The organism is Burkholderia torrens (genome assembly GCF_984668525.1).
The window spans coordinates 1522576-1536272 of sequence record NZ_OZ480212.1 but is presented as its reverse complement, the minus strand read 5'-3'; the positions used below and the strand labels follow the sequence as shown (position 1 = coordinate 1536272).

At 64.6% G+C, this 13697-nt stretch carries 14 protein-coding genes; 7 read left to right on the top strand and 7 right to left on the bottom strand.

Annotated features, from left to right (window positions below; all coding sequences use genetic code 11):
• The first annotated feature begins 349 nt into the window (after positions 1 to 349).
• The gene (locus AC5LXX_RS23185) at positions 350 to 1897 is read left to right on the top strand and encodes a diguanylate cyclase domain-containing protein (RefSeq protein ID WP_493413340.1); all 1548 of its coding nucleotides are present in this window, start codon (positions 350 to 352) and stop codon (positions 1895 to 1897) included.
• Between the two features lie 263 nt (positions 1898 to 2160).
• Positions 2161 to 2436, top strand: a complete 276-nt coding sequence (locus AC5LXX_RS23180; protein ID WP_493405429.1) for a hypothetical protein — start codon at positions 2161 to 2163, stop codon at positions 2434 to 2436.
• 165 nt (positions 2437 to 2601) lie between these two features.
• Here the strand turns inward: AC5LXX_RS23180 and AC5LXX_RS23175 are convergent, their stop codons facing one another.
• Positions 2602 to 2985 (bottom strand): nuclear transport factor 2 family protein, encoded by a 384-nt coding sequence (locus AC5LXX_RS23175; protein WP_493413339.1) that lies wholly within the window; start codon positions 2983 to 2985, stop codon positions 2602 to 2604.
• A gap of 479 nt (positions 2986 to 3464) precedes the next feature.
• Here AC5LXX_RS23175 and AC5LXX_RS23170 point away from each other — a divergent pair, with 479 nt between their 5' ends.
• Positions 3465 to 3698 (top strand): hypothetical protein, encoded by a 234-nt coding sequence (locus AC5LXX_RS23170; RefSeq protein ID WP_006487081.1) that lies wholly within the window; start codon positions 3465 to 3467, stop codon positions 3696 to 3698.
• A gap of 169 nt (positions 3699 to 3867) precedes the next feature.
• On the opposite strand, the gene AC5LXX_RS23165 is transcribed toward AC5LXX_RS23170, so the two are convergent.
• Together AC5LXX_RS23165 and AC5LXX_RS23160 are read right to left on the bottom strand one after the other, a co-directional pair.
• Positions 3868 to 4923: an aldo/keto reductase gene (locus AC5LXX_RS23165; RefSeq protein ID WP_493413338.1), complete on the bottom strand. Its 1056-nt coding sequence runs from the start codon at positions 4921 to 4923 to the stop codon at positions 3868 to 3870.
• A gap of 82 nt (positions 4924 to 5005) precedes the next feature.
• Positions 5006 to 5587, bottom strand: coding sequence for a flavodoxin family protein (locus AC5LXX_RS23160; RefSeq protein WP_493413337.1), 582 nt, complete (start codon positions 5585 to 5587; stop codon positions 5006 to 5008).
• Positions 5588 to 5705: 118 nt separating this feature from the next.
• On the opposite strand from AC5LXX_RS23160, the gene AC5LXX_RS23155 reads away from it, so the two are divergent.
• Both AC5LXX_RS23155 and AC5LXX_RS23150 read left to right on the top strand, forming a co-directional pair.
• Complete coding sequence (locus tag AC5LXX_RS23155) at positions 5706 to 6611, top strand: LysR family transcriptional regulator (RefSeq protein ID WP_493413336.1); 906 nt, start codon at positions 5706 to 5708, stop codon at positions 6609 to 6611.
• 96 nt (positions 6612 to 6707) lie between these two features.
• Complete coding sequence (locus AC5LXX_RS23150) at positions 6708 to 7742, top strand: succinylglutamate desuccinylase/aspartoacylase family protein (RefSeq protein ID WP_322083909.1); 1035 nt, start codon at positions 6708 to 6710, stop codon at positions 7740 to 7742.
• Positions 7743 to 7799: 57 nt separating this feature from the next.
• On the opposite strand, the gene AC5LXX_RS23145 is transcribed toward AC5LXX_RS23150, so the two are convergent.
• The 4 genes from AC5LXX_RS23145 to AC5LXX_RS23130 all read right to left on the bottom strand — a co-directional run bounded on the left by AC5LXX_RS23145 (position 7800) and on the right by AC5LXX_RS23130 (position 11013).
• On the bottom strand, positions 7800 to 8867 hold the full coding sequence (locus tag AC5LXX_RS23145; protein WP_493413400.1) for a hypothetical protein: 1068 nt from the start codon (positions 8865 to 8867) through the stop codon (positions 7800 to 7802).
• Between the two features lie 130 nt (positions 8868 to 8997).
• Positions 8998 to 9963 (bottom strand): alpha/beta fold hydrolase, encoded by a 966-nt coding sequence (locus AC5LXX_RS23140; protein WP_493413335.1) that lies wholly within the window; start codon positions 9961 to 9963, stop codon positions 8998 to 9000.
• Between the two features lie 63 nt (positions 9964 to 10026).
• Positions 10027 to 10464: a hypothetical protein gene (locus AC5LXX_RS23135; RefSeq protein ID WP_493413334.1), complete on the bottom strand. Its 438-nt coding sequence runs from the start codon at positions 10462 to 10464 to the stop codon at positions 10027 to 10029.
• A 12-nt stretch (positions 10465 to 10476) separates the two neighbouring features.
• Positions 10477 to 11013 (bottom strand): tautomerase family protein, encoded by a 537-nt coding sequence (locus AC5LXX_RS23130; protein ID WP_493413333.1) that lies wholly within the window; start codon positions 11011 to 11013, stop codon positions 10477 to 10479.
• A gap of 106 nt (positions 11014 to 11119) precedes the next feature.
• Between AC5LXX_RS23130 and AC5LXX_RS23125 the strand changes: the two genes are divergently transcribed.
• Together AC5LXX_RS23125 and AC5LXX_RS23120 are read left to right on the top strand one after the other, a co-directional pair.
• On the top strand, positions 11120 to 12157 hold the full coding sequence (locus AC5LXX_RS23125) for a GlxA family transcriptional regulator (protein ID WP_493413332.1): 1038 nt from the start codon (positions 11120 to 11122) through the stop codon (positions 12155 to 12157).
• A 215-nt stretch (positions 12158 to 12372) separates the two neighbouring features.
• Entirely contained in the window at positions 12373 to 13296 is a 924-nt protein-coding gene (locus AC5LXX_RS23120) for a recombination-associated protein RdgC (protein ID WP_493413331.1), read from the top strand.
• The last annotated feature ends 401 nt before the right edge of the window (positions 13297 to 13697 follow it).

The window sequence follows — 13697 nt, the reverse complement described above, 5'->3', positions numbered from 1 at the left end:
CTGCGGCGGGTGGTCGCATGGTGCACATCGTCTGGTTTACCCCGGTTCGCTCCGGCCCGGGACGTGTCGACGGCATGCGGCAGGCATGCGCGCCATGCATCGCGGCCGGTCTCCGGTCGGCCGCCACGTATCGCCCCGTTCGCAACGATGCAGCCCCGCGCCGACGGATGCGCAAGCCTTTCGCCAGCGTGGTTGCCCACCAGCGACCGGCTCGGCATCGGGTCCTCCCGCCCTGCCGCGCCGTCCATTTTTCATGTTAATGTCGTGCGCATCCGGCCGGGCCGGCGCTTCCGCCACGTGCCGTGCGGGCGCCGCCGGCCATCGCGACATCGTGTCGAGGTCAAAAACCATGGCAGTCAGGACCTTTCTCCTGAACTCCGTTCTCGCCACTCCCGCCTCCGGCAACCACCGCGTGACGGCCGCGCTGCGCCCGTCGATGCTCGTGACGCTGTTCGAGGACGTGCGCCCGATGGCGCTGTCCGGGCTCGCGAGCAGCTTCGTCGCGGCCGTTGCACTGATGCGGCTGCAACAGTTCTGGTGCCTCGCCTGGCTCATCGTCGACTTCGGCCTGCTCATCGCGAGGCTCGCGATCGCGCGCGCGTACACCGAGCAGCGCAACGCCGGCGACGACCGCGCCGAATACTGGGCGTTGCGCTATGCGCCCGTCTCGCTCGTCGCGTGCTTCGTGCTCGGCCTCGGCGTGATGGGCTGCGTGCAGGCCGTCGACGTCGAGCTCGGCACGCTGTCGGTGATGGTCGCCGGCGGCGTGTTCGGCGGGATCGCGTCGCGCAATTCGGCGCTGCCGCGGCTCGCGATGACGCAGGTCACGCTCGGCGTGCTGCCGATCGGTGTCGGCGCGCTGCTCGCTCACCGGTCGGGCGCGTGGCTGCTGCTGCCGCCGCTCGCGATCTATCTCGCCGCGATGCGCACGGTCGTCCAGCGCCACTATCGCGTGCTCGTTGCGCTGCTCGCCGCACGCCAGCGCAACACCGAACTCGTCGCGCACTTCGACGCCGCGCTCACTTACATGCCGCACGGCCTGTGCATGATCGACGGCGACAGCCGCGTGATCGTCGCGAACCGGCGCACCGCGCAGCTGTTCGGCTCGCCGCGCGAAATCATGCTCGATACGCCGCTGCCCGACGTCGTTGCCGCGCTCGGCGCGAACGCCGTGACCGGTCCCGGCGACGGGCTCGCCGCCCAATGCGACGCGTGGCTGCGCCGCGTCGAACCGGTGCCATTCGACATCGTGCTCGACGACGGCCGCCAGCTCGAACTGACGCGCCATCGCGTGCCGGACGGCAATGCGGTGATCATCGTCGAGGATGTCACCACGCGCCGCCGCGCCGAACAGCACATCCGGCACCTCGCGCGGCACGACGCGCTGACGGGTTTGCCGAACCGCCACGAACTGCATGCGGAGCTCAAGCGGAGGCTCGCGCGCCGGCCGCGCCTGCCGAGCTCCGCGTTCGCCGTCATGTATCTCGACCTCGACGGCTTCAAGGCGATCAACGACCGCTTCGGTCACCAGGCCGGCGACGAGGTGCTCACGCAGGTCGCCGAGCGGCTCGGCAAGACGCTGCCGCCCGGCGAGCTCGCGGCGCGCATCGGCGGCGACGAGTTCGTCGTTGCGATCGACGACACGACGATGCAGGCATGCTCGATCCTCGCCGCGCGGATCATCCGGCAGATCTCGGCGCCGTACGCGCTGTCGATCGGCGAGACCGTCTGCATCGGCATCAGCATCGGCATCGCGCTCGACGACGGACACGGCTCGCCCGACGACCTGATCCGCCAGGCCGACAGCGCACTGTACGACGCGAAGTCCGCCGGCAAGGGCATCTACTGCTTCTACTCGAGCGGCAGCCGCCGCTTGGCGCCGGCCACCGCGAGCTGACCCGGCGACGCACGCGCCGCCCGCTGCCGCTTCGTCTCTTCCCTGCCTGCCGCATCCTCCCGGCGATTCAATTCCGAAACGCCTTGCGCGTTCGCACGTGGCGTCGCGCATGCGCGTGTCACGTGACGTGTTCCGTAACATCGCTGCTTGCCGCGCGTCACGTTGGCCGCAGAAGCCGGCACGATCGACGCAGCGCAAGGCTTTTCGTGGTTGGCACTCTTATTGCTCCCTGTCAGGGAAACAGGTTGTCAGGGAGACCCAACATGAATACCGTCGAAGTCCTCAGCCGCAGCGAAACCGTCGACGAACTGGATGTGATCGACGGCGCATCGCTGATCCGCCGGCTCGTGTCCGAACGCCGCGTGCCGGCCGCACGCGAAGCCGCCTGCATCGACAATCCGCCGCTGACGCTGTACGGCGCGTTCCGCCAGGGCGTCGCCGATCACGGCACGCGACGCGCGAATCCGTATCGCGCCGGCAGCCGTTTCTGGGCACTGTGGGAAGAAGGACGTCTCGAAGCTGAAACATCGGGACGGTAAGCCGGTTGCACGCGCCGTCCCTGCTGCGGCAAGGGATCGGCGCGAATTCCAACACACGAATGCAGCCGGCCCGCGCGCCGGCATGTGTTCATCGCTGAAACATCCGCGTGGCCTCGCGTGTCGTTCTCGGCGGCATGGGTAGGTTTGTCCGGCCGCAGCGCCTTGTCACGCGATCTGCTGAACCCATTGCCTCCGCCAATCCGGCGCATCGAAGGGATCGGAAAAATACTGGGTCTCGTGAACGACCTTGCCGTTGCGAAACGCCATGATGCTGACCGTGCAAGTCGGCCGGCCGTTATAGGTGATCGAATATTCCGTGACCCATAGATTGCCCTCCCCTTGAATTCGCCTGACGTCGAAACCTGCCGGCTTGCCGGGATGATGACCGCGCAGTGCCTGCAAATTCACGCGTCCCAGGATGCGTTCCCCTGACTGCGGATAGTCGCAGACGACATCGTCATCGTAAATATCGTGCTCCGCTTCGAGATCACCGGCCGCCGACGCCTGCCAGTGCGCATTCAGCGCTTCGCGTATGCCCTCTTCCTGCATGGGATGCCTCCGTTTCATGCGTGTCGTGGAGCAAGCTCGCGGTCGCCCGGCTCGATGACTTCGGGACGCCGCCAAGGATGTGCTCGTGAGTGTCCTTGCCTCGGAACGCAGAGGCCGCCAGTTCTTCATGATAGGTGGTGGTCGGCAGGGCGCGACTGTGTGATTGGTCTACGAGCTTCGAACTTGCGTCGGTCGATCGCTTCCGCTCTGTTACCGGCTTGTGTGAGGGGCGACTGTCGACCCAGAACGGCCCTTCAGATTTATCCAAAGCGGCCAATCGTTGCGACCTGCGGCGGGATTTTATAGCCACGCTCGATGAGTATCTTGGCCTCGGCGCGACTGCGGAATCATTCCCGATTAAATCGCTTCTCCCGCAGCGTGCCGTTGGAACCTTCAACGGAGTCGTTCTGCCAAAGGCGGCAAGAACGGACACAGCGTGTACGATCTGGTCTTCAAGAAAACCATCCAAGGAGAGAGGAATGAATCCGGAACAGGCCCGAGCCGAAGAAACCGAGGCGATGGAGCGCATGGTGGCCGCCACGCTGCGCGTGCAGAGTACGTTCGCCTCGATGCAGAAGCAATTCCCGCCGCAAGGCAGCGGCGAGCCTTCGCCGTTCGCGCTGCAAACCTTTGATGCCGCCCTGCAGGAACTTGAAGACGCACAGGCCGCGTTCGATGCGCTGCTGAACGATCTGATCGACGGTAACCGCTAAAGGCTACGCCCTTATCCGCACCGATTGTCGACGATCTAAAAAGCTGTGTCGAACGGCCGTTCGTGGCCGGCAGCAACCGCTCGTAAGCGTCGCCTTCCAGCCGGCCTGCCCCTCACATTCGACACCATGCGGTTTCGCCCCCACTGGCCTCGAACGTGACGTCACCTTCTCATTTCAACGCGACGCCCATAAAAGCCCGCGGCACCCTGCCCGCGTCCTGACGCTCGATCATCCAGCCGGGATAGCTCGGCGACAACGCACTCACGGTGTCCAGACACGCAAGCTCGTCCCCGCTCAGCACGACATCGACCGCGCCGAGATTGTCTTCGAGCTGCTCGACCCGTTTGGCGCCGACGATGACGCTCGTGACGTGCGGCTTCGCGAGCAACCACGCGAGCGCGATCCGGGCAACCGACACCCCATGCGCGTCGGCGATCGAACGCATCGCGGCAACGCACTGCCACGCGCGCTCGAGGTCGACCGGCGGAAAGTCGAAATGGCTGCGTCGCGCGCCCTCCTCGGTGGGCGCATCGGGACCGAACTTCCCCGACAGCAGCCCGCCTGCGAGCGGCGACCAGACCAGCAACCCCACCTGCTCGTCGATCGCGAGCGGCACCAGTTCGCGCTCCACGTCGCGTCCGGCGATCGAATAGTAGGCCTGCAGCGTCTCGAAGCGCGTCGCATGGAGCGCCTGGCTGAGGCCGAGCGCCTTGCCGATTTTTCCGGCGCGCCAGTTCGAGACGCCCACGTAGCGAACCAGCCCCTGGCGCGTCAGGTCGTCGAGCGCCCGCAACGTCTCTTCGACCGGCGTGACGGAATCGTTGGCGTGTATCTGGTAAAGGTCGATATGGTCGACCTGAAGACGTTCCAGGCTGCGCTGCACGGAATCCATGATGTGGCCGCGCGACGCGCCCTGGTCGTTGGGCTTCGGGCCTATCGCGCCGGCCGTCTTGGTCGCCAGCACGATCTCGCTGCGCGGGACGCCGAGGTCCCGGAGCGCCTGTCCGACGAGCCGTTCGGACTGGCCGAACGAGTAGACGTCGGCGGTATCGATGAAGTTGATGCCCGCGTCCAGCGCACGGGAAATCAGCCGGGTCGCGTCGCGCTGATCCAGTGTGCCGATCGCCGCCCACATGCCGGCATCCGCATTGCCACCCAGCGTCATCGTGCCGAGGCACAGCTCGGAGACATACAGGCCGGTGCGGCCCAGTCGCTTGTATTTCATGGTCGTTTTCCTTCAGGCTCGGCGGGGAAAAATGCGGCGGCGGCCGATCCGGCGCACCGCGCACACCAGGACTTCCATTGATTCAGGGCTGCCCGGCCCGAAACTGTCCCGCGATCGCCGCAACGCGTTCGCCATAGCGGCGTGCGGTTTCGAGATCCCCCGGCGACATCTCGTCAGGCGACGCGTCGGCCGGCGTCTGCGCCATCGGCGCGATATAGGAGCCCATGCGGTTCAGGTCGTCACGCGCCGACGCCTTCAGGTTCGCCGGCTTGATGTCCATGCTCACCCAGATACCCCCGTGCTGCCCGGCCAGCAAGACGAAGTACTCGAGCGTATTGAGCTTGTCGCCGTTGAGGCTCGCGCTGTTGGTGAAGCCGCCGAAGATCTTGTTGCGCCACGCCCCGTCGAACCACGCCTTCGACGACGCATCGGCGAACTTCTTGAACTGCCAGCTGGGCCCGCCCATGTAGGTCGGCGAGCCGAACAGGATCGCATCGGCGCCAGCCAGCGTGTCCCATGCGTCGTCGGCCAGGTTGCCGTCGGCGTCGATGGCGACGAGTACGGCGGCGGCCCCCTCGGCGACCGCCGCGGCCAACCGCTGCGTATGTCCATAGCCGGAGTGGTAGACCACGGCCGTTCTAACCGGAGAAGTGTATTGCGTCATGCGTGTGCCCTTCCGTTGAGGTTGTCGTCGGGTGACGACGTCGGAAAGCACTCTACTGGGTCGAAACTGAGTTATAAATGACGATCGATTGAACGTTCTGTTACTCCGTGAGTGAACAATGCAAAACCTCGATGCGCTTCTGATCTTTGCGCGTGTCGCCGAAATGGCGAGCTTCACGCGGGCGGCCGAAAGCCTGGGCATCCAGAAAGGACGTGTCTCGATGGTGATCCGGCAACTCGAACGCGACGTAGGGGTTGCGCTGCTGCATCGAACGACGCGGAGCGTGCAACTGACCGACGACGGCCGCGCGTTCTATTCGCGCGCACGGGACCTGCTGGCCGACGTCCAGGCGCTGCAATCGATGTTCTCCGGCGACGGCACACGCATCCGGGGAAGGTTGCGCGTCGACATGCCGACCGAGCTGGCACGCAGCGTTGTCGTGCCCGCGCTCCCGCAACTGATGGCCGCGCATCCGGAGCTGGAACTGGAGCTGTCGAGCACCGACCGGCGCGTCGATCTCGTGCAGGAAGGATTCGATTGCGTGATCCGCCTCGGTCCGATCGTGGACGAGACGCTGATTGCCCGGCCGCTGGGCCGGCTGCGCATGATCAATGCGGCCAGTCCCGATTATCTGGCGCGGCATGGCGTGCCGCATACGCTCGACGATCTGCTCAGCCAAGGGCACCGGATGGTCCACTATTCGCTGACACTCGGTGCCAGGCATGCCGGCTGGGAATATCCGAGCGGTGACGGCTATGCGACGCTTGCGCTGCCGAGCGCGATGCAGGTGAACAACGTGCAGACCTATCACGCGGCCGGGCTGGCCGGCATCGGATTGATCCAGGCCGGCTATTCAGGGGTCGCGAATCACGTCGCAAGCGGCGCGCTGGTGGAGGTGCTGCCCGACCTGCGTCCGGAGCCGCTCGCCGCGTCGCTCGTCGTGGCCCATCGGCGCAATCTGTCGCCGCGTGTCCGGGCGTTCATGGACTGGATCGAACCGGTATTGGAGCCGTATTTCGCTTGAGGGCGTGCGGACGTGCGGCGTGGTACGCGCCCGGCGCAGCGCGCGGCGGTCGTTTCCCGATAAGATGGCAGATTCCGTTCATCGAACCACGCTGCCATGACCGCCTCTTCTTCACACCGCAACCCCATTCACTGCGAAATCGATCTCGACGCGCAAGGCAAGCACGCAGGCTACCTGCGGCTGCCGCACTCCGTGCACCGGTCGGCGTACGGCTGGCTGCCGATCCCGATCGTGTCGATCCGCAACGGCGACGGCCCAGTCGCGCTCGTGATGGCCGGCAACCACGGCGACGAGTACGAAGGCCAGATCATCGTGTCGCAACTGATGCGCGAGATCGAGCCCGAGATGGTCAGCGGGCAACTGATCCTGCTGCCGATGGCGAATTTTCCGGCAGCGGATGCGGGCCTGCGCGTGTCGCCGCTCGACGGCGGCAACCTGAACCGCAGCTTCCCCGGCGACCCGACCGGCACGCCGACGCAGATGATCGCCCATTTCATCGAGCACGCGCTGCTGTCGCGCGCGCAGTATCTGGTCGACCTTCACTCGGGCGGCAGCTCGCTGCTGTATCAAGGCGGCAACATGCTCGCGATCGATCCGCTCGACGCCGACGAAGCCGCGAAGCTCAACGGGCTGCTGGTCGCGTTCGGGTTGCAGAATGCGCTGCTGCATGCGCCGAATCCCGTGCATTCGGCGTCGGCCGCGCGCCGGCAAGGCGCGATCTCGATCGTGACCGAACTCGGCGGCGCCGGGATGGCCGATCCGTCGCTGATCCGGCTCGGCCGCCACGGGCTGCTGCATTACCTCGGGTATATCGGTCTGCTGCACGGCGCGCTCGTGCCCGACGCGCCGCCCACCGTCACTCGCTTCATGCGCGTCGACGGCGATCGTCATTTCGTCTATGCGTACGAGCGCGGGCTGTACGAGCCGCTCGTCGAACTCGGCGACCAGGTGAAGGCCGGACAACCGGCCGCGTGGGTGCATTTCCCCGATACGCCGCTGCGCGAACCGGTGCTGCACCGGTTCAAGGGCGATGGCGAGGTGGTGTGCAAGCGCGTGCCCGCGCAGGTGCAGCGCGGGGACTGCATGTTTCAGCTGGCGGAGTTGTCGACGCCGCCGCGTGTCGTCGCGTGATCGACGCGACTGACGCGTTCACGACCGTCGTACGCCGCCCGTGCTACGCGCTGAGCGTCAGTCGGATGACACCGGCGACTCGTTCCCCTGCGCAGCACCGCATTGATGGCAATGCGGGAAGAAAAAGAAATTCCGGCCGCCGCATTCGCATACATTGAAAAGCCTCAATCCGCAATGCACGCAGAACGTGGAGTCGTCGCCGCCGAGATTCCATTGTTTGTCGCATGACGGGCAGCGCTTTTTCTCGAGTGACCGTACGGCTTTTTCGTATCCGATCGTGCGCGCGCGTTCGCCCTGATCCTGCTGCAATTCGAGCCGTTTGCGTTCGGCGTAGCGCTGAAATGCCCTCATCATGTAAAGACCGGCGAATACCGTGAGCACGATGCCGACCAGGACCCGCACATAGCCGCCGAAATTCGGCAAGTACGGGACCAGTTCGATGAAGAACGCGCTCAATGCAAACAGGCCGAAACCGTACACGAACGGCCAGTAGCGCGCCTTGCGGTAGCGGATGAACAGCCAGGTCGCCACCAGCAGTATCGGCAACGTCAGCGCAAGCCTCAGCCCGAACACTTGCATCTCGTAGTGCCGGGTTGCCGCGTCGAAGCGCCGTTCGGCCGCTGCGTCCGCTTCGGCGATGTGCGCGTCGACTTGCGTCTGCTGCGATGCCAGTGCCCGTTGCTGGTCGGCAATCGCATCGATCTGATGCTGCCAGCCGACCACCACGGCCTGCAGCTTGTCCAGCTTGCGCGTTCTCGCCACAATGTCCGGGTCGCTCGCCCCGTCCCCTGTCACCGCGCGAGTGGCCAGCCAGTTGCGGAAACTCTCCTTCTCGTCCGCATACTCCTTCGCGGCGCGGCTGCGCGCCACTTCCATCGTGTCGACTTTCTCGGTCAGCGCGTCGCGCTGTGCCTGCAACTGGCGCCGCGCCGCGTCCAGCCGCGCTTTTACCGGAGCGTCGGCGAATTGCTCCACGACCGGCGGACCACCGCTCGGCGCAAATGCCATGTCACGGATCACGAGACTGCCGAGCATGTTCAGAAAGACAGCGAAGATGATCGCAATCACCCATGACGCGACTCGTAGGAGCCGCGCCGGGCTGGTCAGGCCGTCGCCGGAAATCATCATTGTTTTTGCCCTCTTGTTGGAATGGTTTCCATTGTCATCAATCTTGATGCAATCGTCGACTGCCTCTTTCTCTCGGCGGATTCCGGAGGCGGATCGGTCGCCTCGACAGTGCCCTCCCTCTAGTCGCTCATTTGATTGCGAGCGCGTCGAACGCGGCCCGAACCTCGCTCACCGTCTGCCCAGGCGCCTGCAGATGCGGAAAATGGCCGAGTGCCGGGAGAATCGAGAGCGTCACGCCGCTACGGCTCGCATACTCGACACCCATTTCCTTCTTGATATAGATGTCCTGTTCGCCCCATACCACCCTGACGGGGATGTTCAGCTTTGCGATATTGGCTTCCAAGTAGTCCTGGTCGCGAGTGAAGCAGGAGTAGTAGTGATAGAAGGCATCTGCCGCCGTGATATCGCCGTCCCAGCCTTTCGCCATATCCTCCCTGAAATCCTCGGGCAATGCGTAACGCTCTTCCGCCGCCATGCCGCGAAAGAATGTGTTGGCGAGAATTTCGTCACGGTTCTTGTTCATCGCCGCATGCACGACGTCAGACGAAGGTTTCGACTTCAGAGCCTGCAGGCTCTCGTACATGTATTGCGGGCGGTTGAACGGGGCAAAGTCGCCAACGACGATTCCCCTGGCGATATCCGGTTGCGCCAATGCGGCCAGCAGCGCAGGCAAGGCCCCGATATCGGTCGCATAAATCAGCAGCTTCGAGCGGTCGATGCCGGACGTGCGGATATAGTCTTCCAGCACACGGGCGCAATCCATCGGCGCATAGGAGAAACGGTCCGCGGACGGACGCGAGGATTGCCCATAGCCCGGCCAATCAAATGCATGCACTTCATGGTCGCTGGACAGCGATTCGGCAATCGGCTTCCACGCATGCATCGTCTCGGGAAAGCCGTGCAGGAACAGTACGGTACCCTTTGAATACGCGGGCCGATACACCATATGACGCAGCTTGATGTCGGCATTGACCTGCACCTTGCCGACTTCAACCTTCGGCACCGATGAGGATGACGCCGGCACAATCGTGCAAGGGGAAATGTCCACCGCGATTGCGGAGGAAAGTGGCGCCTTCGTTGAAACTTTGAACATGATTGGCTCTCGTTTGGAAAGACTTACTCAGCAGAATCGACGCGTACGGAAGCGGTCGTCGGTTCAAGACGAAGCCGCTTCATCGTGCGGCCGTGCTTCCGGTCCCGTCAGATAGCAACTTCGGAAACGCTCGTCGACGCGTTCCGCCATCAGCCTGGAAAACAGCATTGCCGCTTCGAGCGGGCGATGGTTGATGACCACGGAATCCGTCTCGCCCTTGTCGTTCAGATGCGCGACGACCACCGTCTCGATCGGCATGCCCTGGATCCGGGAACGATAGGACTCCAGATACAAGCCGTCTCCGATCGTGCCCTTGTAGGTGTGATGCTGGAATTCGTAGAGCGAGACCGCGTGCTGGATCACGGAGAGAATGTCTGCTCGTCCTTCGATCGGTCGTTTCAGGACGGTGGCTTCGAGCGTGGCGTTCTCAGCGAGGCTCGTCAGCCACAGCGGCGGAACGCCGGCGGGCGGCATCACGGCGGCCGTGTCGTTGAATTTCATGGGGTGCTCCTGTTACGGCTTGCGTGTGGTGCCCGCGATAGCGGCATCACGAGCCGCTTCGAGCGTGATGCACGCTTTTTCGCGGCGGCGTCGTGCGAGACGTTCAACGCCCGCGATGCGTTCGGACTCGCCCGCCAGCAACGCATGAATGGCGGGCAGCGTCCAGATCGCGCCGCGCGTGCCCCACGTGCCATCCGGGATCTCGGTCGGGAAGACCCAGACGCGCGGCGCGACATCGTCGAACGGTCGGTTCTCCGCGCGTGCCACCGCCTCCGTGACCCGTCTGACGAGCCAGCGACGCGATTCGTCTGTGTATTGCCCTTCGGGTACGGACGGAATGATCCGGTAACGTATCGTGTCCGTGCGTTCACCGCCGATGTAAAGCGCGGCAGGTCGATGAAGATGCAACACGGTGACGCGTTGCGCAATCGGACTGGCGGGATCGTAGCCTTCGGCCTCGATGAGGATGTCGGTCAATTCCTTGACGAGGCGTACCTCGGCCTCGGGCGTCAAAGCGTTTTCGGGCCACAGTGCATCGATCATCGGCATGGTACTGCTCCTGTTTTCGGTTCGTCGGAGGTGCCCATGATCGGGGTTTACTGGCGCAGTCATAAGTGGCAGGATCGCCATTATTGAGGGAATTTCAGACACGCAAATGGCCATCATCCGCATCTGGGTCTACGACGGCATCCTCGCGTCCGGCGTCGCGGGTCCGGTTGATGTCTTCAGCGCAGCCAATCAATTCCATATGCGCAAGGCCACACCGGCCGGCACCACCGCCGCCCCCCTGCTCGCATGGCGTGTGGAATCGCTCGACGGTCAACCCGTCACTGCTGCGTCGGGCCAGACCATTCCGGTCGACGGAAAGATCGACCCGCGCAAGCGGGCGGACGCCGTTCTGCTGACCGCACCCTTCTTCTCGAACATCGACGAATTCATCGGGCGCCGCGAGCGGTTGAACGAGTTGACTTCCGCGCTGAGGCGCCAACGCAAGGCCGGCGCCGTGCTGGCCGCCTATTGCACAGCCAATTACCTGCTCGCCGAGGCCGGCCTGCTGGATGGCCGCGCCGCCACCACGCACTGGGCGCGGGCCTCGGATTTCGCGCGCCGCTATCCGCGAGTCGAAGTTCGCGCGCACGAACTGATGATCGCGCAAGACGGCATCATCTCGGGCGGTTCCGTGACGTCGTATCTGAATCTCGCGGTGCAGCTCGTCGAAACACTCGCCGGCGAGGCGCTCGCGACGATGACCGCGAAGGCCCTGTTGATCGACATGAACCGGACTTCGCAGGCCTCCTTTGCAACGCTGGTCGAGGAACACGGACATACCGATACGCTCGTCGCCCGTGCGCAGCAGCAGATGGAGGCAACGTTGCAGCAGGGATTCCGGCTGAGCGAACTGGCAGCATCGCTTGCGGTGAGCGAACGCACGCTCAATCGCCGCTTCAAGGAAGCCGTCGGGCTCGCGCCGCTCACGTATCTGCAGAATCTGCGTATCGAAGTCGCGAAACGCTTGCTGGAAACACGGCCAATCGGGCTGGAGGCGCTGAGTCAACGTGTCGGTTATGGCGATATCAGCACGTTCCGGCAATTGTTCAAGCGCAAAACCGGATTGTCCCCAAGTGAATATCAAATGCGGTTTTCGCGCGCGGCGGCGAAGAATAGGGACGACGAACCAGGCAGCAATGGCTGAGACCTTGCGACGTCACGCCGTCGCCCTGCAGGCAAAGACGCCCACCTGATTGAGCGCGGTATGGTTCGAGGATGCGGCGCGCGTTTTCAGCATACGCGCGGCGGATTGCAGGCGGAGCTGGCGCCCGAACGTCCGGATGACCGTCCCGGTGAGTGACGCTTCATGGCCGGGAGCCGCCCACGTCATATAGAATGACGCGCTTTGCCCGTACGCCTATGTGGTTCAAGAACCTTCAGCTTCATCGTCTTCCGGCACCTTGGGCCGTGACCCCCGATCAGATCGAAAAATGGCTGGCGCCCCACGCGTTCCAGCCGGGCAGCAGCGTCGAGATGCAACGCCACGGCTGGGCATCGCCGCGTGACGACGGCGCGCTCGTGTATTCGAACAACCGTCAGATGCTGCTGCTGTTTCGCGCCGAAAAGAAGCTGCTCCCGGCGTCGGTGGTCAATCAGGTGACCAAGGCACGTGCGCTCGAAGTCGAGGAGCAGCAGGGCTTCAAGGTCGGCCGAAAACAGATGCGCGAACTCAAGGAGCAGGTGACCGACGAACTGTTGCCGCGCGCCTTCAGCATTCGCCGCGATACCCGCGTGTGGATCGATACGGCGAACGGCTGGCTCGTCATCGATGCGGCGGCCCAGGCGCTTGCCGACGACGTTCGCAGCCTGCTCGTCAAATCGATCGATCAGTTGCCGCTCGCCGGCGTTCAAGTGGCGCGTTCGCCGGTCGCCGCGATGACGGACTGGCTGCTGTCCGGCGACGCGCCGGGCGGATTCACCGTGGACCAGGACGCCGAGTTGCGCTCGAGCGGCGAAGGCGGCGCCACGGTGCGCTACGTCGGCCACGCGCTGGAGGCGAACGACATGCGCCGGCATATCGAAGCCGGCAAACAATGCATGCGCCTCGCGATGACCTGGAATGACCGCATCTCGTTCGTGCTGACCCCGTCGCTGACGATCAAGCGTGTCACGCCGCTCGATGTGATCAAGGAGGCGGCGGATCCGACCGCGCAGAATGACGATGAACGCTTCGATTCGGACTTCACGCTGATGACGGGCGAATTGGCGCAGATGCTGACCGGGCTCGTCGATATCCTGGGCGGCGAACAGCAGGACGCGATTCAGCAGGCGGCAGCAGCCTGAACGCCGTCGTCTGCGAGGGGCACCGCCTCGCGCTGACGCGACGATTCGACGAGGTCCGTCGCCCGCGTGGCGGCGCGCCTCGGCCGGGCGCTCGCGCCCCTGACGAGCGAGCCCCGAATCGGCATGACCGGTCGGCCATCGAAACCACGACGCCCCGCCGATCGTCGCCGGTCATCCCGGTCGTACGCACCCCGTACGCCCCCTCCAACGGGCTCGCCGCCCCAGCCGTTCGATCCTCCCACTCCGCCTGCAAGCCTTCTGACTCGCCTCGCGAAATCCTTATCGGAATTGCTTCGTTCGCCTTTGCCGGCCGCACCGCTAACGTGTTCGAAACGGCGGCGGCGCGCCACCGGCATCGCAGGATGCGCAGCGACCGCCGCCATCACGACAACTGCGTCGCG